This is a genomic window from Streptomyces sp. A18 (assembly GCF_059026065.1).
Map to the genome: position 1 here is coordinate 66,721 of NZ_JBWLKL010000016.1, position 22,622 is coordinate 89,342.

Sequence of the window (22,622 nt, forward strand, 5' to 3'; positions counted from 1 at the left end):
GGCCACCGTCACGAGGAGTGCGGAGAGCTTCTTGTTCACCACCTCAGGCTCGTCGTCCCTCGGGTGATCGGCCATCCCCCCCCACAGGGGTGACACATGCCGAGTGCTCTCCGGGCCGCCATCGACGGCCCGGAGAGCACCAGGTCAGTTCACTGCCTTCAGTTCGCGGCTCAGTTCGCCGGATCAGTCCACCGGCTCGATCCAGACGTCGCGGAAGCGGACCTTGTTGCCGTGGTCCTGCAGCTTGATCGCGCCCGCCGCCGCGGATTCGGCGTCGCCCGCCCCGGTCGGACCGTCGACGGCCACGTCGTCGTGGACCTTCTTGCCGTTCCACACGACGGTGATCCTGGCGTCCGCGGTCTTCTTGCCGTCCGCGTCGAAGCGGGCGGCGCGGAAGACGATGTCGTACGTCTGCCATGTCTCCGGCGCGGTGGAGGCGTTGAGGTCGGCCGCCTTCTTGTTGTAGATGGAGGCGGCTTCGTTCGCGGCGAGTTTCTCCACGCCGAACGAGTCCAGGATCTGCACCTCGTACCGCTCCTGGAGGTAGATCCCACTGTTGCCGCGATCCTGCCCGGTGACGTCGTCCGGCAGTTTCGGCACCCGGAACTCGGCGTGCAGCTTGAAGTCACCGAAGGCCTGCTTCGTGCGGATGTCCCCGCAGCACACCTCGATCGACTTCTCTGCCGTGTGCGGCCATTCGACGCTGCGGCCGTCGGTGTGCTGCCAGGCGGTGGAGGCGCTGCCTCCGGAGAACAGGTCGATGCGACTGTTCGGCTTGCGCACCTCGATCATGTCGAGGTTGACGTGCCCGGTGTCCTCGGGCCGATAGCTGTACGAGATGGTGTTGCGGCCCTTGCGCAGGGCGAGTTGCTCGGTCTTGGTCGACCAGCGCTTCCACGTCTCCGTCGAGGGAAGGCTCGTCCGGCTCGCCTTCCCGCCGTTCACGCTGACGCCGAGGGTCTTGGTGCCGGCGGATGGATTGGGGCCGTTGGCATAGCGCAGGCCCACGGAGTACGTGCCCTTGGCCGGAGCCACGACGTCGAAGGTCGCGGTGGCGCCCGGCTCCTTGAACCCGTCGACGAAGCCGCCGCCGGTGTACCCGGCGTGCTCGGTGTCGACGTCCGCGCCGCCCGAAAGACGCGCCGACTCGGCGTCGTACGACGTGACCGGGTCGTTGTGGCCGGGTCGCGCGTTGAGGGTGTACCAGGCCTCGGTGGACCACAGCTGCTCGTCGTCGGCCGAGGAGAACGGTCGCGGTGAGCGCACGTGCACCACGCGGTCGCTCTTGAGCCCGGGGATGGTCAACTGGACGGTGCGGCGGTCGTCCGAGACGCCGGCCTTGGTGACGGGCAGGGACTCCTCGTCGACCTTCGGGCCGCCATAGGCGGGGGTGGGGGCGTAGCGCCACTGCTCCACGGAGTAGGCGCCGCTGGTGAGCTTCTCGATGGTCTTGTCCGACAGCGGCTTGGTGTAGGTGAGCTTGAAGCCGTCGGACGTGGCGCGCATGGTCTTGATGTCGAAGGCGGTCTTGCCGTTCGGGGTGAGCTTCTGCAGGCCGAAGCGGAGCTTGCCCTCCTGGCCCCAGTTGCCGTCCGCGCCGAGCCCACCGGTGTAGATGGCCCCGTCCGGTCCGGTGGAGATGCGGGTGATGCCGGACTCCAGGCCCTGGGTGTGGCGGAAGACCGCGCCCTGGAACTCGCCGTTGACCTTCTCCAGGTCGGCGCGTTGCAAGCCGCCGTAGGTGACGTCGCCGAACATCAGCTGCCCGGCGAACGTTCCCTTCTTCACCGTCATGGGAGTGCTGGGCGAGTTGGCTATCTCGTTCTGCGGCAGCCACAGCACCGGCTTGGTGACGTTCTTGTCGTCGAAGGGGCCGTCCGGGTTCGTGTAGTGGTTGAAGAACCGGTCCTGCTTGACGTGCATCAGCTTCGACGCGGGCAGCCAGCCGCCCTGGTTGTCGGTGACGAACAGCTCGTTGTCGGGGCCGCGGCCGATGCCGTTGGGGGTGCGCAGGCCGCCGGCGAGGTAACTGACCTTTCCGTTGGCCTTGTTCACCTTGATGGTGGTGCCGCGGTTGGCGGCGGGCTGCGGATCGGTCGTCGCGCCGCCGTAGTTGATGGCGACGGACAGGTTCAGGTAGAAGTGGCCCTTTTCGTAGAGCAGCCCGAACGCGAACTCGTGGAAGTTCCCGCCGTAGGGCCACTCGGCGATCTTCCGTCGCTCGCCCGCGTCGTTGTCGCCGTTGATGTCGGCGAGCTCGGTCAGCTGGTGCTTCTCCGAGACATACAGCTTCCCGTCCACGTACTTGATGCCCATCGGCTCCTTGAGCCCGTCGGCGATCTTCCTGTACGTGACCTTGTCCGGGCCCGTGTCGCCGGTGACGTTGTCCAGGACGTACACCTCGCCCTTGGTCTCCTGGCTGCCGCCCCAGGTGGTCACCGCGAGCCTGCCGTCGGGCAGCCAGTCCATCGCGGACACCTGCGGCTCAAATCCCTTGGGGCGCAGGTCGGTCAGCGTGTAGCCGGGGTTGACCGACTTCAGCGGGAGGCCGTCGCCAGGCGTGTCGAGGGTGCCCTCACATTCCTTGCGGCCCGGCGCGGTCACCCGCACCACGTCGGCGTCCGTGCTGAGCACGGAGTTCGGCACGAGAGTGAAGGCGTCCGCGCCGGGCGGCTTCCACTGCAGGGTGACCTGCTGGTCGTTGCTCCGGTCGAAGTGGTCGATGCGCAGGGGGTGGTAGCCCGGCGTCAGCGTGATCTCGCCGTCCTTGGGCTCGGCCCCGTGCAGTCCGTCGTGATCGATGACCTTCTTGTCGCCGATGAACAGACGGGAGCCGTCGTCGCTGATCAGCCGGAAGGTGTACGCGCCGTCGTCGGGCACGTTGATGTTGCCGATGATCTGCGAAACGAAGTTGTCGTTGAACCCGAAGCCTTCGGTGGACGACCAGTCGACGGTGGGGATCAGCTTGTCGACGTTGGGGGTCTGGGCCGGCTTGAGGTCGCAGAGCTTGCTGAGCGGGGACTGGATGTCGAACACCCGCAGCGTCACGCCGGGTTCCTGCGGCGGCAGGTCGGCGAAGGGCTTCTTCTCGTCGGCGCCGGCGGCCGGCGCGGTCAGCCCGCCGGCCAGCAGCAGCCCGAGGATGATCCCGGTGGCTCTGCGCGGTCTCAGACGCGAGCGGCGGCGGATGCGGTGTGGGGTCGTGGGGTGCTCGTGTGGCGTCACTCTGTCTCCTGCTGGGCGCTGCGAGGCGGCCCCGGGCCGCCTCGGCCCGCGTCCGCGGAGTGGAGTTCGTGCACATTCCGGTGGTGGTGCGGGCCACGGCTTATGGCCGCGCCTTGCGCAGACTTCCGTACGAGAGCGACGCCCAGCGTACGAAGAGTGCCTCGCATCGTCCATACTTTGTCCTCAACAAGGAGAAACTGATGAGGAGTTGACGGGGCAGAAGTGGACAGCGCCGCGCCCGCCCGGGTGGCGACTGCACCCGGGCAGAGAAGGGGCGTTCAGCGGGTCCGTACGGGCGGCGCGGTCGTGGCGGTCCGTGTGACGTCGGCGACGAGCTCGACCACATCGGGGCCGTACGCCTGCGGATTGACGACCTTGAGCAGCAGGCAGAAGGATCTGTTGCCGTGCTTGGCCGCGAGCTTGGAGTGGTGGCGGGCGAGATAGCGGGCCGCGGCGTGGTTGGCGTTGGAGTGCTGGCCACTGATCAGGAAGACGGGGCGTGCGTCCTCGCCCTGCCGGAAACGGGCCAGGAGAACGTGCTCCACCGAGCCGGGCCGCCAACGGTGGCGTTCGTCCCCGATCAGGAAGGAGCCCCGGTCGGGTCCGGGCCCGGTATCGGTGTTGATCTGGACGCCGGGCAACAGGACCTGCAGATGTGCCGCCATCCGCAGGTTCGACACGGGCCCGCCGATGCAGAACTCCGTCTGGTCACCGACCCCTTGCTGCGCGGTGTCATGAGCGACGATCTGCGCCTGCGCCCTGCAGTCCTTGATGAGGGCGGAGAGTTCGAGAAGGGCGAAGACGTCCCGCCGTGCGACGCTCCAATCACCGCCGCCGGCCTGCCGGTTGACCACCAGGAGGCACTCGGAGTTGTCCGGCAGCCCGAAGAACCGCTGCTTGCGGCGGAGCTTGCGCCGCCACAGATACGTACGGGCGAACCAGCCGATCGCCGCGGCGACTCCGGTGGCTATCACGCCGAGGACGATGTTGCGCACGTCGTCGTTCATGTCGAGGGAGCGTAGCGGCCGGTCTTGGCGGCGCGCCGAGCTGTATCTACGAGGTCGACCATGGCTGGCAGTCAGGCGCTGTGTGCCTGAGGTCGTCGGCGGTGACGAGCGGACAGGAGCGGTCCTCGACCCGACGGGCGATGCCGACAAGCGTCGTCAGGAGTTCGAGGAGCGCACCCTCCTGGGACGGCTCGGCACCCCTGAAGAAGCCGCCGACGCAGCGCTCTTCCCGGCCTCGGACCAGTCCTCGTACATGACCGGCGCGAACCTGGTCCTCGACGGTGGCTGGACCGCCCACCGAGTGCTCTCACGCAGTGGGCGATCGGATCGCGCCGGACGGCTTCGGATCGCGCCGGATCAGCCGCCTCATGCCGCAGGTTCGCCCACCTCCAGACGCGGCCAGTGCGCGAGGTCCCGCCGGAGCTGACGGTCGTGCGTGGCGACGACGACGGAGGCGCTCGTGTCGCGCAGAGCCTCCGTCAGCTCGTCGATCAGCGCCGACGAGAGGTGGTTGGTCGGCTCGTCCAGCAGGATCAGTCCGGGCCGCCCGGCCAGCGCCAGCGCCAGATCGAGGCGCCGCTGCTGGCCCTGCGACATCCGCCCGACCGGAGTGCGCATCGCGTCGGGGTCCAGCAGCCCGAGCGCCCCGAGCGGGACGGCGTCGGCGTCACGGAGCGCCCCGCCGGCCACCAGCCGTCCCACGTGGCGTGCGTGTACCTCGTGGGCGGTGAGGCCGGGCTCCTGCCGAGCGGTCTCCTGGGTGACCTGGACGATCCGCGCGCCCTCCGCCGCCCGGACGTGCCCCTGCGTGGGCTTGAGCGAACCGGCGAGCACCGCGAGCAGAGTGGACTTCCCCGCGCCGTTGGGACCGGTGACAAGCAGCCGGTCGCCTCCGTCCAGGGTGAGGTCGACCGGGCCGGCCAGGCGCCCTTCGACCGCGACGCCGTGCGCCCGCAGCTGCGGTGTGCTCGGCCGGACATTCAGGTCGGGCCACCGCAGCGCGGAAGGCGGCTGCGGCACGTCGATCCGGTGCGCCTCCAAGGCGTCCTGCTGGCGCCTCAGAGCCTGTACGACGCCCGGTGCGCGGGACTGGCGCTGGTGTTTGCCGGTCCCCTTGTCCGGCCGCCAGCCGGTGGAGAGCCGGTCGCGGGCGGTCGACACGGCGTCCTGCAGCCGCCGGTGTTCGTCCTGCTGCTCCTGGTGGTCCTGCTCCCAGCGCTGACGCTCACGGTGCCGGGCGTCCTGCCAGGCGTCGTAGTCACCCGCGTACAGGCGTGGCTTGCCGTCTCTGGACGGGTCGAGGTCGAGGAACCGGTTCGCGACGTCGCGCAGCAGCGCCCGGTCGTGGCTGACGACGGCGAGGCCGCCGTCGTGCTCGCGCAGCCTGCGGGTCAGGAAGTCGAGGCCGTCGGCGTCGAGGTGGTTGGTCGGCTCGTCGAGCAGCAGGACGTCGTGCCGCGCGCCGAGCAGGCACGCGAGACGGACCCGGTAGCGCTGCCCGACCGACAGCGTCGCCAAGGGGCGGTCGCGGTCGGTGCAGGCACCAAGGGCCTTGAGGGCGACGTCGACACGGCGTTCGGCGTCCCACGCGTCGAGCCGGGTGGCGGCGTCGAGCGCGGCGGCGTAGCGGGCGTCGGCAGCGGCTTCGCCGTCGGCCATGGCGAGGGCCGCATCGTCCAGCGCGGCGAGGGCCGCGAGTGACGCGGCAAGCGCCTGGGACGTCAGGGTGCCGACGGTCTCACCGTCGTGCGCGGACAGCTCCTGGCGAGCCAGGCCGATCGTGCCGGCCCGGTGCACGGTGCCCTCGTCGGGCGTGATGAGCCCGGCGAGGACGTGCAGGAGCGTGGTCTTGCCACGGCCGTTCTCGCCTACGACGGCGATGCGTGACCGGGCGGAGACGGTGACTGAGACGTCGTTCAGGACACGCCGGGACCCGCGGGTGACGGTGAGGCCCTCTGCGCGGACGTGCGCGCTGCCGCCCGCCTCGACGGGCAGGGACATGGCTTCGGGAGTCGGGGTGGGGTTCAACGGATGCTCCGCAGCTCGCAGTGGAGCCGGGCAGCAAGAAGCGGCCGCCCGGCGGGAACCGGAACGGCGGCGAATTCGACAGGGAGAAGGCGCCGCCGTCAGCGGGCGGAGCGGACCTTCTGCGACCAGATACCTCGTGCCATAACGATCAGGCTAGCAGTGCCGCTGCCGCGTGCGCCTGGGCGGCAGGTGAGGCGGGTAGGGGCCATGCGGCCGCCCGGCCCGGTTCGGGCCGGGCGGCGCTGTGGATGAGGACGGTATGTGACGGACCCCGGTCACCCTTCGCTGCGCCTCCGCCGCTGAGATCGGGCGCAGGGCTCGGGCTTGGGACTTGCGGGCGGGCCCGGTCGGCCTCCGCCGCCTAGGGGGCCAGGGCGCGGCGCAGAGCTGCGCCCAGTTCGGTGAACTGCCGCTGCGACACGTCGGCGGACAGGACCGCCAGCGAGCCGTGGAAGGTGCCGGGCCACTGGTGCAGCTCGACCGGGACGCCCGCCTGCAGCAGACGTAGCGCATAGGTGATGCCTTCGTCGCGGAGCGGATCACGGTCCGCGGTGGCCACATAGGCGGGAGGGAGGCCGGCCAGGTCGTCGGCGCGGGCCGGGGCGGCGTACGGCGTGGCGGGTTGGGAGCCCAGATAGTGCCGCCACGCCGTCGTGAGTGTGCCGCGATCGTGCAAGGGCGTATCGGTGAGGTTCCGCTGCGACCATGTCTCCTGACGGTCGTCGAGCAGAGGCTGGTTGAGCAGCTGGAAGCGGATTGCGGGCCCCTGCTGATCACGCGCCCGCAATGCCACCGCGGCTGCGAGCCCAGCGCCGCAGCTGTGCCCTCCGACGGCGATCTCGTTCGCGTCGATGCCCAGTTCAGCCGCGTGTTCGGCCGCCCAGGTGAGTACGGCGTAGGTGTCGTCCAGAGCGGCCGGGAACCGGTGCTCGGGAGATAGGCGGTAGTCCACCGAGATCACCACCGTGTCGGCGCCGGCCGCTATCCGGGCGGCCAAGTGACGATCGGAGTCCAGATCCCCCATGACCCAGGCTCCGCCGTGCAGCCAGATGATGGCGCCCCGCGCCCCGTCCGGACGGTAGATCCGCACCGGCACGTCCGGATCGGCGGGCACGGTTCGGTCCTCGACCTCCATGCCTGTCGTGTCCGGCGCCGGTGCCGCAGCGGCACGCCCGGCGTAGTTGTTGCGGTCAGTGACCGGATCGGTCAGGTCGGCTTTCACGAGCAGGGGGACGAACACTTCGAGTTCGGGATCCATGACGACCATCCTCGTCGTCGACCCCTCCGGGTTCATCCGCCAACTGTCGTGCATACGCGTAGAGTTGCGCACAGAATGGCGCACTTGGTCGGCCGTATGCTTGCCGCATGGAGGCCATCGCCGAACGGCTGTCGCACCTGGACCCGCACGCCCAAGGCGCTCTGCGCGTCATCGCGTTCTACGACACGTTGATGTGCAGGAGGGTGGACCTCCTGGCACTCGCCCGAGCCTCGGCGGGGCTGGCCGGGTGTGTGGTCGGGATCCGGCTGCATGGCACGGGGCGAGTGATCCGCACCTCGCCCGACGGCCAACAGGCGTCCCCTCCGCCGCACCCCGCGGCCACCTCAGCGCCGATCACGCTCGACGCGGAGGAGATCGGCACGGCGTCACTGGAACGCCCCGGCGTGCCCGGTCCGCTCGACGAGGTGCTCGTGGAACGGCTCGCCATCGCTGCCGCCGCGGTCTTGGAGCGGTACGGCCCGGCCCGTACCACCATGGCCGACCCCGCCCTCGTCGAGCTCGCGATCAGTTCCGACAGCGACGAGGCGGCCCGGACCCGGGCGCTACGGCTCCTCGGGTTCGCCGCCGACGTGCCCCTCCGCGCCGTCGCCGTGCGTACGCAGCTTCCACTCGCCCAGGTCGGCACCCTGATCTGCCCGGCGCGCACGGTCAAGGCGGCACCGCTCGCCGACGTGGGCGTGATCCTGGCGACCACCGTGGACCAGGCCCGTTTTCCGGCAGGCGTGCGCGCGGGCATCGGTTCCGCCGAAGGCCCAGAGCTGTCCTGGCAGCAAGCCAGGACAGCCCTCCGCTTCACCACCCCACACCGCCCGACGGTCCCCTACGCCGAACTCGGGGCGCTGGCACTGCTCGCGCGGATCCCCCGGGACAGCGTGCGCGACAACGTAGACGTGGCGGCGATCGCCCGCGTGGCCGACAGCCCGCAAGAGCTGGATCTGGAGACGCTGGACGCCTACTGCGCCACGGGCTCCCTGCGTCGGACCGCCGACCTCCTCCATCTGCACCACAGCAGCGTCGCCCGTCGGCTCGCACGGATCGGCAAGACCCTGGACATCGAACTCACCGAGCCCACCGGCTTGATGCGAGCCGGGCTCGCCCTCACGACATGGCGGCTGCTCGACGACTGAGGCGACTTCGCCGTGACGCCGCGGGGACTCGCGTATCCGGGTCCTGCCCAGCTAGCCCTGGTGGTGAGCTGCCCCGCAAGTACGCTGTGCGGCCACGGGCCCAGGCCCGGAGGAGTGCCGGGGGAGGGACATGTACGTGGACGCGCGCATGGTCAAGGTCAACGTGACGCTGATCGTGCTGTTGCTTCTGTTCATCGCCGTCGTCGCGCTACGCGCCGTGATCGACTCCGACATGGCCTGGCGGTACGACGAGGTCTTCGAGGGTGGGGACACCGGACGTCTGTCCGACGTGACGGCGACCTCAGGCGACGACATCTGGGTGGTCGGCAACGCCACCCGCGCCGTCGGCGAGGCCGGGGACGATGCGGCCGACGACGGTTTCCTCCTGCACCACGACGGCGACGGCTGGCAGCGCCGTCCCATGCCTTCGGCGTTCGGCGACAGCGTCTACGGGGCACGCTTCGACGGGGTGGACTCCGGCGGATTCCTCCTGACAGCAAGCCTGCAGAACCTGAACGCGCCGCGGATGGCCCACTGGGACGGCGCCCGCTGGGCAGCCCTGCCCGAACTCCCCGACGGCCACCGGGCCACTGACGTAAGGGCGTTCGCCGCCGACGACATCTGGGTCCTGGGCGGCCGGAGCACGGCACATCACTGGGACGGGGTTCGCTGGACGGTCACCAAGCTGCCGATCACCGCCGGAGCGCTCGACGGCGTCGCGTCCGACGACCTGTGGGTGGCCGGTCACCAGAACGTCGACGAGAACAGCGGGCGCGGGCCAGAGCTCACGCAGCCTGCCGCCGCACGCTGGGACGGCCGCGCTTGGAAGCCCGTACGGATGCCGGATTACCACTTCCCCGCCCCGGCACCACCCGAGCCTCAGGCTCTGCTCTCCGATGTGGTGTCCCGGGCGAAGGGCGACGTCCGTGCGTACGGCGAGCACACCTTCAACCACGGCGAGGAGTATCCCGAACCCGCCGACGGGGAGATCCGGCTCCGCTGGGACGGCGCGCGCTGGACGAAACTGCCCGATGCCGAAGGCCCGTGCGCCGATCGAGGTCGTGCGATCCGCGACGGCGGGCGCGGGAAGGTACTCAGTGCCGACCGCTACCTCACCGCGGACGGCGACTGTCAGGGGATAGGTCAGGCGGAGCTGCCGAGCACGGGTGGGATCAAGTCCAGTGCCGAGCAGTCACTCCGGCTCAACGCGATCACGGCGGTGCCGGGCACCGACAAGATTCTCGGAGTCGGTTCCGTCAGGGTCTCGCAGGGCTCCGCCTCCACGAGCAGATCGGTGATCGTCAGCCTGAAGCGACCCTGAAATGTCCCTGAGCCGCCCCCTGAGCGATCCCCGGGGCATCCCTGATGGTGCGCGGTTTGCACAACTGGTGAGCTTTTGGCATGAGTAAATTCCAGTCGTCGCGCCCTCTGCTCCTCGTCCTCGCCGTGGTGGGTTCGCTTCTCGTCGCTGTCCCTGCCCTCGCCGATTCCCGCCACCAAGGCCCGCGATTACACGCCGGGACGCAGGAATCCTTGGACGAGATCGTGGAACAGGGCACGCCCGGTGTCATCGCCCAAGTGCGCGACAGCCATGGGGAGTGGAATGGACGGGCCGGGGTCGCCGACCTCTCCGGCACTCGCGAGCGCAGCACCCGAGAGAGGTTCCGCATCGCCAGCGTGACCAAGACCTTCACGGCCACGGTGCTGCTCAAGCTGGAGGCCAAGGGGGAGTTGTCGCTCGACGACAGCCTGGACAAGTGGCTGCCCGGGGTCGTGCGCGGCAAGGGCTACCGGCCCGAGGCCATCACGGTGCGGCACCTGCTCAACCACACGAGCGGGATCTTCGACTACAACATGGACGAGAAATTCCGCGCCCAGTACGCAGGAGAGGAATTCGACAAGAACCGCTACACCAGGTGGGCCCCTACCGACCTCGTGGACATCGCGCTCGCCCACCCGCCGAACTTCCGACCCGAGCAGGGCAGCAGGCCCGGCGAGCCAGGTGAATGGGACTACTCCGACACCAACTACATACTCGCCGGAATGATCATCGAGAAGGCCACCGGCGGCACCTACAAGGAGGCGGTCGAGTGCCTCATCATCGAGCCGCTCGGCCTGGACGGGACCCGTGTGCCCGAGGACTCGCCCAGGGTCCCCTCGCCGCACGCGAGGCACTACTCGACGCTCTTCCAGGATGGGCCGAACCCTCCGGTGTACGACGTCACGGAGTTCAGCCCCACGGTGGCCTACTCCGCCGGACAGATGATCTCGACCGTCGGCGACGTGAACACCTTCTTGTCGGAGCTGCTTGGCGGCAGGCTGCTGCCCGCCGCGCAGCAGCGGGAGTTGCTCGACGCGGTGCCTGTCGACGGCGACAAGGGGCACGGCGGCCCGCAGGACCTCTACGGCCTGGGCATACGGCACTTCAAGCTCACCGAGGACTGCTGGGCCTGGGGTCATGGCGGCATGATCCCCGGATCCGCGACCCGCACGATGGCCTCGGCGGACGGCCGCCACGTCCTGACCATGAACCGCAACGGGGACTGGGGTGAGCAGCAGCTGGAGGACGCGACCATCGAGGCCGAATTCTGTGAGGACTGAGCGTCGGCCGACCAACCACTGAACTGCCCATTGCCCCGCAGATGGGCCGGCTTCAGGAGGCAGCCGGCAGCAGCACCGCCGAGTCCGGCTCCAGCTGGGTGCCGAAGCTGTCGACGACGGCAAAGCGGTCCAGGTCGACGACGGCGATCCGATGGGTGCCCAACAGGGATACGTACGCCAGTGGCTTGTCGGGGTGGAGTGTCACCGCGGACGGGGTTCCGTCGAGTTGAAGGGTGCGGACCGGCCGCAGGTCGGTGCCCCACATGGTGAGGGTGTTGGCGACGATGTCGGTCACCAACAGCCGTTCGTCGTCCACCGTGTAGACCCGCAACGGGTCTCCGCCCGTCTTCCTGGTCCGCCGTACCTTCATGGTGCGGGCGTCGACGGCGACCAGCGATGAGCTCTTCCGGGCTCCGACGAAGAGTGTCTTCTCGTCCCGGCTCAGACAACTGCTCTCGGGCAGTTGGCCGGGGGTGACCAGGACAGGCGGGACGGAGGCGTCGTGAGGCCGTACGAGGCTCACTGTATGGGACAACAGCCCGGTGACATAGGCTCGTTCGCCGTCCCGGCTGAGCGTGAACAGGTGGGTCTTCACTCCGTGGGTGGGCACTGCCCTGGTCGGCGCCGTGTCCGTGGCCGGGGTGTCGAAACCGAGCAGTACCGCCTTCTCCTCGCTCAAGGCGTACAGCCGGTCCTGGCGGTCGATGCCCATGCCGTGGATGCGGTTGAACGGTCGGGTGTCGATGGTGCGGGCCAGGGACCGCTCGGCCAGGTCGATGACGAAGACGGCGGCGCCGCCCTCACCGACGGTGGAAGCCATGCGTACTCCGTAGTGCCCGACGTAGGCGAATCGCCTGCGCGAGTCGACGACCATCTCGTGCGGGTAGTCGGGCAGTTGGACCGTCTGCCGGCGTTGCCCCGACGCGACGTCGTAGAAGCTGACCGAGTGGCTGCTCTTCTCCACCACCAGTAGGACATCGGTCTTCTTCGCCGCCCGGGAAGCACCTGATGCCGCGGCGGGCGTCGAAAGCCCGCTCGCCAACGCTCCGGCGCCCACGGCCTTGATCACTGTCCGACGTGTCGCCACAGTTCCGCACTCCGATCTCTCGACAGCCCGCCACCGCCCGCACGCGGCGTGAGGAGACTCCTCGGGCCGAGTGCAGGCACGAGCTTGGTCGACGGGAGACCTCGGCGTCCAGATCGCGTGGCGAGACCGATGATCTGGTTGCCGGCGCGACACGTCATTGATCGGAATCGTCACGCTCGGAGCCCGATCGTGGGGCTGACATCCTGACGCGGTGCGCGTACTGATCGTGACGGCGGGGAGTTGGGGCGATGTCGCCCCCTGCACCGGGCCGGGGGTGCGAATGCGCTCAGCGGGACACGAAGTCGCTCTCGCCACCCATGAACGTTTCGAGCAGGCGGTGACCGGCTGAGCTGCTCGGGCGCATTCTCGGCATCGAAGCGCAGAGGTTGTCCCCAGTCCGGGAGGACAGAGGTCAGTTCGGGATCGTTGAGTCGGCTCACCGTGCTGACGGCGAGAAGCCCGCCCGTCGCCAGCACCCGTCGGGCTTCCCGCAGCGCGGCCACAGGGTCGGCCAGGTGATAGAGCATCCACAGCGCCGCGGCCCCGTCGAACGTCTCGTCACGGAAGGGCAGACGGAGAGCATCTGCACGCACGGCCGGGCGGGGAGCGCGGACGATGTGGCCCGCTCGGTCGACGACCACAGTTGTCACGCCGTGGTCGGTGAGGTGGGTGGCCAGAGTGCCGTTGCCGCCGCCGATGTCGATGACGCTGCGGCAGCCCTCTGCTGCCAGGCGCTGGGCGATCAGGGCATGGACGTCACCTTGTGCCGCGAAGCGGTGCGTGGCTTCCTGGTTGGCGGCGGAGAGCTCGGGGTCACTGTCATAGTCGCAGGGGAGCGCGTGGCCCCTGTCCGCGTCGCCCTGTGGTTGGGAGCTCATGGGTCGGGTCTGGCCGTCACGCCGTCACGCCGCAGGGAACGTCCCGGGCGATGCTGCATAAGATCCCCGGATGACAGTCACCAACTACCTCCTGCAAGGTCAACGCGTGGCCATACGCCACGTCCGCCGTCAGGACTACGACGAGCTCACGGCGCGAGCCCAGGAGAGTGCCGAGATGCTGCGCCGCTGGTTGGGAGCCCGCGAGCACACGGTCGAAGCGTTCGAGAGTCACCTCGCGCGGTGTGAGCAGCCGACCCACGAGGGCTTCGTGATCTGTCTGCGCGGCACCGGCGCGATCGTGGGCGGTGTCAACATCAACAACATCGTGCGGGGCTCGCTCCAGAGCGGAAGCCTGGGATACACGTCCTACGCCTCGACGACGGGTCGTGGATACATGACCCAAGGGCTGGAGCTCGTGGTCCAGTTCGCCTTCGGCTCGCTGGGTCTGCACCGGCTGGAGGCGAACATCCAACCGGACAACGCATCTTCACTGAACCTCGTCAAACGTCTGGGCTTCCGGCGCGAGGGCTACTCGGCTGCCTTCCAGTACATCAACGGCGAGTGGAGGGACCACGAGCGGTGGGCCATCACCGCCGAAGGGGCACGGACAGCAGCACACTCCCGCGGACCGGCTGCTCGCCCTGCACACCCTGGATGAGGCGGAACGTGGCGAGCTGTCGGCTGTCGGCGTTTCTGACGGTGGACCAGTTCGCGGACCTTGTCATCACCGTGGGCTTCGACCACCTCGTCTGCAAACTTCAGGAGGCGGGCGGGCAGGCCCACCGTGGTGCCACGTCAGTCCCCGGGCCCGCGGCCTCCGCGGCCCCCGCGAGGATGCCAGAGCCGCAGCCACACATCGCGTGCGTGGCGCCCCGCTTCCGTGCGGCTGCGCGCCACCATCTCCCGGGCCTCGTCGTGCGTCTCGACCATGGGGCCGGAGCCACGCAGCGGCTGGCCCGCTGTCTCGTGCAGGAAGAACGTGGAGACCAGGCCGATCACGCCGGCCGCCATCAAGTAGAAGGCCGGCACCAGAGTGTTGCCGGTCTTGTCGACCAGGAACGAGGCGAGCAAGGGAGTGGTGCCGCCGAAGAGGGAGACGGAGATGTTGTACGAGATCGACAGCGCTCCGTACCGCAGACGGGTGGGGAAAAGGGCGGGTAGTGTTGCTGCGGCCGTGCCGGCGAAACAGACCAGGAGCAGGCCGAGGATGGCACAGCCGAAGGCGGGCAGGAGGATGCCTCCCTCCCGGATCAGCAGGAACGCCGGGATGGCGAGTGCGATCAGGGCGATGCTGCCGCCCATGAACATCGGGCGCCTTCCCCACCGGTCGGAGCTGCGGCCCACGGTAGTGATGACGAGAGCGACCAGCAGCATGGTGCCGAGCACCAGCAACTGGGCCGTCGTGTCGCTCTCCCCCAACGTGACCGTCATGAACGTGGGGAGATAGGACGTCACCATGTAGTTCGTGACGTTGTAGAGCAGCACCAGTCCCATGCAGATCAGTACCGCCTGCCAGTGGCGGGTGAAGATCTCCTTCAGCCGTCCCTTGCCGGATTGGCGGGCCTGCTCGACGGGATCGTCCTCGCCGCGCTCGGGACCCGCCTCTCTCTCCGCTGCGGCGGAGGCGGCTTCTTGCTTGAAGGCGGGTGTCTCCTCCAGCTTCAGCCGCATGTAGAGGCCGATCAGGCCGAGCGGTCCGGCGATGAAGAAGGGGATGCGCCAGCCCCAGCTCTCCAGGCCGTCCGACCCGAGGGTCAGCGTGAGCACCGTGACCAGTCCCGAGCCCAGGGCGTAGCCCACGAAGGTCCCGAAGTCGAGCCAGCTGCCCAGGAAGCCGCGGCGCTGGTCGGGGGCGTACTCGGCGATGTAGGTGGTGGCACCGGCGTACTCGCCGCCCGTGGAGAACCCCTGGACCAGTCGGCAGACGAGCAGCAGCAGCGGGGCGGCGAATCCGATCGAGGCGTACGAGGGCAGCAGGCCGACGGCGAAGGTGCTCGCGGCCATCATGATCATGGTGGCCGCGAGCACCTTCTGCCGGCCGATGCGGTCGCCGAGGGGGCCGAAGACGAGGCCGCCCAACGGGCGAACGAGAAAGGCCGCGGCAAAGGTGGCGAAGGTGGCGACGACCTGGGCCCCGGGCGAACTGGACGGGAAGAAGACCTTTCCGAGCGTGCCCGCCAAATAGGCGTAGACACCGAAGTCGAACCACTCCATGGTGTTCCCGAGCGCGGCAGCCGTCACCGCGCGCCGGACCTTGGGGCGATCCGAGACCATGACGTCCTCGGCGCTCAGCGCCTTCTTCCGGCGCCGGAGCAGGGTGCGCGCCATACGGTCGGTCGCCGGATGGGATGTGCGCGCCGATTCCGTCTCCGGTCCGCGAGGACGTCGTGGCGTTCTGTGCGGCAGGCCTTTCGCCATGAAGCTTTTCTCCTCGTGCCTGAGAAAAAGCTGTGTCGCCGCAAAATTAGGCTGATCAACAGTGACCGGCAAACGCAGGGAACTCAGACCGGGCCGGCGGTCCTGGCCCGGAGGGCCTCGCCCATGTTCTCCTCGCGCCAGCGGCGCAGCAGCTCGTGGAAGGCGACGGCGCCGTGCGGGTAGGCCGTGGGGCCGTTCGGGCGTCCGCGGCCCTCGCCGTTGTAGTAGCCGGGGGTGCATTCGGCGTGGAACCACGCGTGGTCGGGGGCGCCCTGCGCGCAGACGCCGACCCAGGCGTCCTCGGCCGCGGGGGCGGGCTCCACCAGGGCGCCTTTCGCCTCGGCGGCGGCGATGAGGGCGGCGGCATGCACGGCCTGCTCGTCCAGGATGTGCGTGAAGTTCACGCTGCTCGCGTTCTGCAGTGAGCCCATCCGGATCAGGTTCGGGAACCCGCTGCTGGTGAAGCCGTGCAGGGTGCGCGGGCCTCGCCGGGCCGACGTGGCCAGGAGCTGGGCGCCGTCGCGGCCGGTCACGGGCAGCTTTCCGGAGGTGATGCCGGAGAGGCCCACGGAGAACCCGGTGGCGAAGACCAGGCAGTCGACCGCGTATTCCACTCCGCCCACGACGACTCCGCGCTCGGTCATGCGCTCGATGCCGTGGGTCTCGGCCGTGTCCACCAGGGTGACGTTGTCGCGGTTGAACGCGGTCAGGTACGTGTCGGAGAACGTGGGGCGCTTGCACGCGTACCGGTACCAGGGCTTGAGGGCCGCGGCGGTGGCGGCGTCGGTGACTTCGGCGGCGACGCGCGCACGGATGCTGTTCATCGTCGCGTGGTCGGCGACCTCGTAGGCGGCCTCGAAGTCCGGCTCACCCTGTCGGCGGAAGCTGGGCAGGAGCTTCTCCAGGAGGCCGGCCGACGCCGTCCAACCATCCGCGACCAGGTCTTGCTCGGCGTCCTCTCCGGAGCAGATCCGCAGGAAGTTCTCGCGGCGCTCGCCGGCCCAGCCCGGCCGGTCCGCGCCGACCTGCTGCGGTGTCATGCGCTGCTGGCCACGCACGTCCACGGCAGATGGGGTGCGCTGGAAGACGTAGAGGTGACCGGCGTCCTCGGCCAGCTTCGGGATGACCTGTACGCCGGTGGCGCCGGTGCCCACGACGCCGACTCGCTTGCCCGCGAGGCCCGTCATGCCGCCCTCGGGACTGCCGCCGGTGTACCCGTAGTCCCAGCGCGAGGTGTGGAAGGTGTGGCCCCGGTAGTCCTCGATGCCGGGGATGCCGGGCAGTTTGGGCTCCGAGAGGGTGCCGGTGGCGGTGATGACGTACGTGGCCCGGAACGCGTCGCCCCGATCCGTGCCGACCACCCACTGCTCGACCTCCTGGTCCCAGGTCAGGGAGGTGACGGAGGTGGAGAACAGGGCCTGCTCGTACAGGCCGAACTGCTCGGCGATCCGCACCGCGTGCCGGCGGATCTCCTCGCCCGGGGCGTACTTCCACTCGGGCACGTAACCGGTCTCGTCCAGGAGGGGCAGGTAGACGTGTGACTCGATGTCGCAGTGGATTCCGGGGTAGCGGTTCCAGTACCAGGTGCCGCCGAAGTCGCCGCCCTTGTCGATGACTCGCACCCGGGCCACGCCCTGTCGGCGCAGGCGCGCGGCCGCCAGGATGCCGCCGAACCCGCCACCGACGATCGCGACGTCCACCGCGTCGTGCAGTGGCTCTCGGGGCGCCACCTCGTCGATGTACGGGTCGGCGGCGAAGTAGCCGAACTCCGCCTCTGCGGGCCGGTACTGGCCCGGACCCTCGGGGCGTACGCGTCGCTCCCGCTCGAGGCGGTAGCGCTCGCGCAGGGCGACGATCTCCTGCGGGGTGGGCTGAGTGGCGCACTGCGGCAGGGGCATGGTGCGAGGTCCTCTCGTGGGGGGAGGTGTGTCGGGCGCCGCGCGGGCGGGATCAGTGCCCTCGCCGGGGCGCCCTGGGCGGTCACGGGTACCGTAACCCAAGAACCGGACAGCGTTGTCCGGTTGGGGCCCGATCCCCGAGGCCCGCCCGAGCGCTCCGACACGAAAGGCCTGCGATGCCGAACGTCACCCCCGCCTCCCCGCTGCGCGACTGGCTGGCGGAACCCGCCGCCGGACAGGTCCTGCGCGGTCTGCTGGCCTCGCAGGGCCAGAGCGAAGAGGCCCTCGCCCCCGCCCTCGGACTGCCGCTGGAGCAGCTCGTGCGGATGTCCGGGGGGAAGTTCCCTCCGGAGCTCGTCGACGCACTGGTCACCGCGGCCGAGACCGGACAGATACCCGAGGGACTGCCGAGCGCGCCTCCGCCCGTGGCTGCCACGGCCGTTGAGCCCGACCCGGGCATCGAGCTCGGCACCCCGGAGCCGTGGACCGAGCAGGTCACGCCCGGCCGCTTCGGAGGCCAGAGCGTCGTCGTCACCGGAGCCGCCTCCGGCATCGGCAAGGCCGTTGCCTCCCGCATCGTGCGCGAGGGCGGCCGCGTGATCGCCGTCGACATCTCCGCCGACGGCCTCACGGCCCTGGCCGCCGACCTGGGCGAGGCACTCGTGCCCGTCGGCGTGGACATCACCGCACCCGCATCCGCCGACGCGGTCCTGGCCGCCGCGGGCGGCCGTGTGGACGCCCTGGCGAACGTCGCGGGCGTGATGGACAACGACGCGGCCGTGCACGAAGTCGACGACACGACCTGGGAACGCGTCCTGCGCATCAACGTCGAAGGACCGATGCGCCTGATGCGCGCCGTCGTGCCCGGCATGCTCGCCGCGGGCGGCGGACGGATCGTCAACATCGTCTCCGAGGCGGCCCTGCGCGGCTCGGCCGCCGGTGCCGCCTACACGACCTCGAAGCACGCCCTCGTCGGACTGACGATGTCGTCGGCCTATCAGTACGCGGGAACGGGCGTACAGGTCAACGCAGTTGCCCCCGGCGCTGTCGCGACCGGTATCCCGGTGCCTGCCGCCGCACCGTACGGCTCGGCCCGCACGGCGAAGATGCGCGTGGCGATCCCGGGCCTCGCCATGGCCGAGGAGCTGGCCGCCTCGATCACGTTCCTGCTCAGCAAGGACGCCGTGAACATCAACGGCGCCGTCCTGCCCTCCGACGGCGGCTGGTCGGTCGCCTGACACACCCGTCCGGCGCCGACGCCTGAGCTGATCCGCCGCCCACGCCGACCACTCCCGACGGCAATGCCGACTCTCCTGCACGCCACCACGTCCGGGCCACCAGGACGACAAGAAGGAGCACCCCCACCGCATGACAGCTCACCGCATACTCCACCGTCGCCCCCGCGCCGCCCTGGCGCTGCTGGCCGCGGGAGCCCTGCTGGCCTTGACCGGATGCGGCACCCAGACCTCTGCCGGCCCGGCCGCGCGCGCCACGTCGTCCGGCGAGGGCAGGACCATCCGCGCCACCCAGATCGCGCACGTGACCGACCCGCACGAGACCACGGGCAGGACCCTGTTGGAGGGCCCGGTCCTGGACGAGGACGGCGACCTGTACGTCGTGGACGTCACCGCGCCCCCGGGCGAGCCGAAGGTCATCTCCGTCGACCTGGCCACCGGAGAGCACAAGGGCGTCTACACCGACAAGACCGGCGCCTACACCTCCGCGCAGATCAGCCCGTACGACGGCCGCCTCTACCTCACCGACTACACCGGATCCGTCGTCAGCACCGAGCCGGACGGCTCAAATCCGCGTAGGTTCTTCACCGGTGAGGTCGAGGGGTCTGCCATGAACCTCGACGACATCGCCTTCGACGACCAGGGCAATCTGTACGTCAGCGACCTGCACGGCATGAAGCCGGGCGAGGCCACGGGCCGCATCGTCCGCATCGACCGCGACGGAAAGAAGACCACTGTCCTGGCCGACGGGCTCGCGCACCCCAACGGGGTGATGTTCGACCCGAAGCTGCGCGGCCTGTGGATCAGCGAGCTGGCCGAGAACACCGTCTCCTACCTGCTGCTGGACGCCGACAAGAAGGCTGTCACCTCGCAGCACGAGGCCATCCACGTCGACGCGGGCGTGGCCCAGACCGACTCCATCGCCGTGGACGCCGACGGCAACCTCTACCAGGCGCTGCACGGCCGACCGGCCATGGCCGTCTACAGCCCGGACGGGGAACGCCTCGCCACCGTCGAGGTCCCCGCCGAGGCCGCCGAGGGGCTGGAGTCGGCGACCAACGTCGCGATCACCCCGGGCGGCAGGAAGGCGTACATGACCGTGAGCGGCCCCGACGGCGGGTACGTCTTCCGGTTCACCGCGCTCGGCGAGGGCATCCGCCAGTCCAACGGCGGCTGACGGTCACACGTCCACGCCGGGTTCTACGGGCCGCAACGCCCCCACGTCGATTGCGAGCAGGTGCCAGGCGTCCAGGGCGCGACGTTCCCGTTCCGCGGGGGTGGGTCCGGTGACGGCCCCGGAGACCATCGCGACGGCGAGCATGGCGTCGTCGGCGGACAGCCGGTGGCCGGCGGGCAGGCACCGGGACAGGACGCTGTGGACGCGGCCGGCCAGCGCACGGGCCTGCTCGCCGTCGCCCCGTGCGCCCCGTATGCGCAGCAGGTCGACGAACGCGGTCGAGCGGGTCATGTGCCAGGTGACCACCCCCAGGACGCTCGAAAGGCTCGCCTCGGGTTCGTCCGCGGCCCGTTCGATCTGCTGGACGTTCTCGTCCAGGACGGCGGAGGCCAGCGCGAAGCTGTCGGCGAAGTGCCGGTAGAGGCTGCCCTGTCCCACGCCGGCGCGGCGGGCGACGGCCGACAGCGGTGCGTCCAGCCCCTGCTCGGCGAACACCTCGCGGGCGGCGGCGATGAGGGCGGCACGGTTGCGGGCCGCGACCCGCCGCCCCTGGTTGGCCGGCCGAGGGCCCTTGGGCTCGGTGGGGTGGTTCGTCACGCTCGAAGGGTAGTACGACCACTCTGTCCGACTCGGCAGCCCGGCCCCTGCGACGAGGCTCGGCCGGAAGCAAGAGGGCCCATGGCTCTACCTGGGCGATACGAGCGTGGCCTTCGGCGCAGGGGGGAGTGCGGCGGGCTTGGGCTGGTCCGGTGTGAGGAGGTAGGCGCGGCGCCAGCGGAGGAAAGGACGTTCAATTCCATGGAACGTGACAATGGCCGCGGTCAGCGTGATGGGCAGAACCACCGCCGTCGCGGTGACGAAGGCATCCACCACCGGGCGCCCCGTCGGCTCGATCCACCATCGGCGCGAGACGACCATGGTGACGACCATGTAGTGGAGCAGATAGACGGAGAAGCTCATTTCGCCGACTTTGGCGATACCCCTCGACACGAGCCCTGTTGAGGAGAAGGTGGCCACGTACGTCAGCACCACCAGGGCCCAGAGGACTCCTTCGACGTCGACCCAGGGCAGACGGGTGGCGCGCCTTTCGTGGAAGGCGTGAGTCTGGTTGAAGGCCCAAATCGCGCCTGTGGTCACGGCTGTTGCGATGCCAACCTTCAGGAGCCCCTGGAACCGCTCCCGGTGATGCACGAAGAACCAGGCGGCCACCATGCCCATCAGGAACTGGTCGAGTCTGCCGGCGAGGCTGTAGTAGAGCATCGAGTTCACGTTGATGCCGCCGCCGGCCGAGGCCCACACCAGGGCTCGGATCACGGCGACGGCGGCCAGGATCTTGAACAGCGCCAGAGGGCCGTGCTTGGTGAGGATCCTGCTGAACAGCGGGAAGAGCAGATAGAACTGCAGCTCGACCGCGATCGCCCACCACATGCTCGACACGGCCCCGAGACTGAGTGAGCCGGGAAGATTTCCGAGACCGGCCAGGGACTGGAGCACGGCCAACAGGCCCGCACCCTGCTTGTGCGCGCCGACGCCCAGGATGATCAATGCCAGATAGAGCGGGAAGATCCGCAGCATCCGATTGCTCAGGAACCGGCCGTAGTGAATGTCCTTGCCCAGCGTGCCGATCGTGAAGATGAACCCGGACAGGACCATGAAGAGGGCCACTCCGGTGTGACCTTCCAACACCAGAGTGCCCAGCGGATTCTCCGTATACATCCAGCCGTGCGGATCGCTGTTCGGGATCTCCCTGAGGTGCGGAGAGATGATGTGCGTGCCGTGGCAGAGGAGCACCAGCACGGCAGCGTAGGCACGCAAGTGATCCACGGACACGAGGTAATGCCGATTGCTGCTGCGCATGACTGGGCGTCGGCCTCTCATCTTCTATCGCGTGTCGCGACGGCCTTGCGGCGGGGAACAGATGAGGGACGACAGCACCAGGCGCGGCGGTCGAGACAGCACATTCGCGCGAGTCGCCCCTATTGCCGGAAAATTTCACTCATCCGATGGGTACGGCAATATGCGAATGCGATGGCATCCGGGCAATCGACAGCTGGGGGACGCGGAGTTCGAGAATGGGCGTTGGATGATCAGCGGATGTGGCGCCGCAGCCAGTTCTCGAGGACGGTGAAGTCCTCGTCCGTGATGCCTCGTGCCGCATCGACTCGACGCAGCAGGGCTCGTCCGGTGTGGTGCGCTTCCACCCAGGCCTGGTCGGCATCGGTGATCTCGTCGTCGACCCAGGCGAACGGGCGGCCGGCTGCCCAGCCGACAAGGGCACGGGTCTTCCAGTGGAGCCCGCACCGCTCATCCCCGGCGGACGGCTCCGGCCAGGTCACCACGGGCAGTTCCGGCAGACCCAGCCATGGCGCGACGCATTCGTTGGCGTCGGACATCCATGTCGTGGCCCACACCAGTTCGCACGGCAGCGACATCAGGCGGGGCCCGTGTGCAGGGTTGATCCGAGGAATCAGTGGATTCGCGCCCGCTGCTCGTGGCACGTACGGCGCGGCCTCGTACGTCGGGTACCCGTGCGGAAGCTGCTCCCGGGTCGCTCCGAAGGGGATGAGAGGCCCATCGACATCAAGAAAGAGAAGGGGCAGCGCAGAACTGATCACGCCTGCACGCTAGCGGCCGCAGGCCGATGATCGTCACACGAGCCACC

General features: G+C 69.5%; 18 protein-coding genes. 7 read left to right on the top strand and 11 right to left on the bottom strand.

Translation table 11 applies throughout. The annotated features are described in order from the left end of the window. Positions 1-183 precede the first annotated feature (183 nt). Both AC5P1C_RS24280 and AC5P1C_RS24285 read right to left on the bottom strand, forming a co-directional pair. Entirely contained in the window at positions 184-3,189 is a 3,006-nt protein-coding gene (locus AC5P1C_RS24280) for a 3-keto-alpha-glucoside-1,2-lyase-like domain-containing protein (protein ID WP_493868111.1), read from the bottom strand. A 314-nt stretch (positions 3,190-3,503) separates the two neighbouring features. Further along, on the bottom strand, positions 3,504-4,232 hold the full coding sequence (locus tag AC5P1C_RS24285) for a hypothetical protein (RefSeq protein ID WP_493868028.1): 729 nt from the start codon (positions 4,230-4,232) through the stop codon (positions 3,504-3,506). Here AC5P1C_RS24285 and AC5P1C_RS24290 point away from each other — a divergent pair. Next, on the top strand, positions 4,231-4,659 hold the full coding sequence (locus AC5P1C_RS24290) for an SDR family oxidoreductase (protein ID WP_493868029.1): 429 nt from the start codon (positions 4,231-4,233) through the stop codon (positions 4,657-4,659). The two genes, AC5P1C_RS24285 and AC5P1C_RS24290, sit on opposite strands and share 2 nt — an antisense overlap. On the opposite strand, the gene AC5P1C_RS24295 is transcribed toward AC5P1C_RS24290, so the two are convergent. Together AC5P1C_RS24295 and AC5P1C_RS24300 are read right to left on the bottom strand one after the other, a co-directional pair. Beyond that, the gene (locus AC5P1C_RS24295; RefSeq protein WP_493868030.1) at positions 4,599-6,260 is read right to left on the bottom strand and encodes an ABC-F family ATP-binding cassette domain-containing protein; all 1,662 of its coding nucleotides are present in this window, start codon (positions 6,258-6,260) and stop codon (positions 4,599-4,601) included. The genes AC5P1C_RS24290 and AC5P1C_RS24295 overlap by 61 nt on opposite strands. Before the next feature lie 361 nt (positions 6,261-6,621). Next, on the bottom strand, positions 6,622-7,518 hold the full coding sequence (locus AC5P1C_RS24300; protein WP_493868031.1) for an alpha/beta hydrolase: 897 nt from the start codon (positions 7,516-7,518) through the stop codon (positions 6,622-6,624). Between the two features lie 107 nt (positions 7,519-7,625). Between AC5P1C_RS24300 and AC5P1C_RS24305 the strand changes: the two genes are divergently transcribed. The 3 genes from AC5P1C_RS24305 (at position 7,626) to AC5P1C_RS24315 (ending at position 11,267) form a co-directional block, all read left to right on the top strand. Continuing rightward, complete coding sequence (locus tag AC5P1C_RS24305; RefSeq protein ID WP_493868032.1) at positions 7,626-8,666, top strand: helix-turn-helix domain-containing protein; 1,041 nt, start codon at positions 7,626-7,628, stop codon at positions 8,664-8,666. 130 nt (positions 8,667-8,796) lie between these two features. Beyond that, positions 8,797-9,987 carry a hypothetical protein gene (locus AC5P1C_RS24310; protein ID WP_493868033.1) on the top strand — a complete coding sequence of 397 codons (1,191 nt, stop codon included), beginning with the start codon at positions 8,797-8,799 and terminating at the stop codon, positions 9,985-9,987. 80 nt (positions 9,988-10,067) lie between these two features. Then, the gene (locus AC5P1C_RS24315) at positions 10,068-11,267 is read left to right on the top strand and encodes a serine hydrolase domain-containing protein (RefSeq protein ID WP_493868034.1); all 1,200 of its coding nucleotides are present in this window, start codon (positions 10,068-10,070) and stop codon (positions 11,265-11,267) included. 52 nt (positions 11,268-11,319) lie between these two features. On the opposite strand, the gene AC5P1C_RS24320 is transcribed toward AC5P1C_RS24315, so the two are convergent. Together AC5P1C_RS24320 and AC5P1C_RS24325 are read right to left on the bottom strand one after the other, a co-directional pair. Then, positions 11,320-12,336 (bottom strand): YncE family protein, encoded by a 1,017-nt coding sequence (locus tag AC5P1C_RS24320; protein ID WP_493868035.1) that lies wholly within the window; start codon positions 12,334-12,336, stop codon positions 11,320-11,322. 188 nt (positions 12,337-12,524) lie between these two features. Further along, positions 12,525-13,232 carry a class I SAM-dependent methyltransferase gene (locus tag AC5P1C_RS24325; protein ID WP_493868036.1) on the bottom strand — a complete coding sequence of 236 codons (708 nt, stop codon included), beginning with the start codon at positions 13,230-13,232 and terminating at the stop codon, positions 12,525-12,527. A 70-nt stretch (positions 13,233-13,302) separates the two neighbouring features. Here AC5P1C_RS24325 and AC5P1C_RS24330 point away from each other — a divergent pair, with 70 nt between their 5' ends. Further along, positions 13,303-13,890, top strand: coding sequence for a GNAT family N-acetyltransferase (locus tag AC5P1C_RS24330; protein WP_493868037.1), 588 nt, complete (start codon positions 13,303-13,305; stop codon positions 13,888-13,890). Positions 13,891-14,027: 137 nt separating this feature from the next. Here the strand turns inward: AC5P1C_RS24330 and proP are convergent, their stop codons facing one another. Together proP and AC5P1C_RS24340 are read right to left on the bottom strand one after the other, a co-directional pair. Further along, positions 14,028-15,560, bottom strand: a complete 1,533-nt coding sequence (gene proP / locus AC5P1C_RS24335; protein ID WP_493868038.1) for a glycine betaine/L-proline transporter ProP — start codon at positions 15,558-15,560, stop codon at positions 14,028-14,030. A gap of 173 nt (positions 15,561-15,733) precedes the next feature. After that, entirely contained in the window at positions 15,734-17,548 is a 1,815-nt protein-coding gene (locus tag AC5P1C_RS24340; protein WP_493868039.1) for a flavin-containing monooxygenase, read from the bottom strand. Between the two features lie 176 nt (positions 17,549-17,724). Between AC5P1C_RS24340 and AC5P1C_RS24345 the strand changes: the two genes are divergently transcribed. Together AC5P1C_RS24345 and AC5P1C_RS24350 are read left to right on the top strand one after the other, a co-directional pair. Beyond that, entirely contained in the window at positions 17,725-18,786 is a 1,062-nt protein-coding gene (locus tag AC5P1C_RS24345; protein WP_493868040.1) for an SDR family NAD(P)-dependent oxidoreductase, read from the top strand. A 130-nt stretch (positions 18,787-18,916) separates the two neighbouring features. Further along, positions 18,917-19,960: an SMP-30/gluconolactonase/LRE family protein gene (locus AC5P1C_RS24350; protein WP_493868041.1), complete on the top strand. Its 1,044-nt coding sequence runs from the start codon at positions 18,917-18,919 to the stop codon at positions 19,958-19,960. Between the two features lie 3 nt (positions 19,961-19,963). Here the strand turns inward: AC5P1C_RS24350 and AC5P1C_RS24355 are convergent, their stop codons facing one another. The 3 genes from AC5P1C_RS24355 to AC5P1C_RS24365 all read right to left on the bottom strand — a co-directional run bounded on the left by AC5P1C_RS24355 (position 19,964) and on the right by AC5P1C_RS24365 (position 22,572). Next, entirely contained in the window at positions 19,964-20,557 is a 594-nt protein-coding gene (locus tag AC5P1C_RS24355) for a TetR/AcrR family transcriptional regulator (protein ID WP_493868042.1), read from the bottom strand. An 87-nt stretch (positions 20,558-20,644) separates the two neighbouring features. Then, positions 20,645-21,784 carry an acyltransferase family protein gene (locus AC5P1C_RS24360; RefSeq protein ID WP_493868043.1) on the bottom strand — a complete coding sequence of 380 codons (1,140 nt, stop codon included), beginning with the start codon at positions 21,782-21,784 and terminating at the stop codon, positions 20,645-20,647. Positions 21,785-22,047: 263 nt separating this feature from the next. Continuing rightward, positions 22,048-22,572 carry an HAD domain-containing protein gene (locus tag AC5P1C_RS24365; protein WP_493868112.1) on the bottom strand — a complete coding sequence of 175 codons (525 nt, stop codon included), beginning with the start codon at positions 22,570-22,572 and terminating at the stop codon, positions 22,048-22,050. Positions 22,573-22,622: the final 50 nt, after the last annotated feature.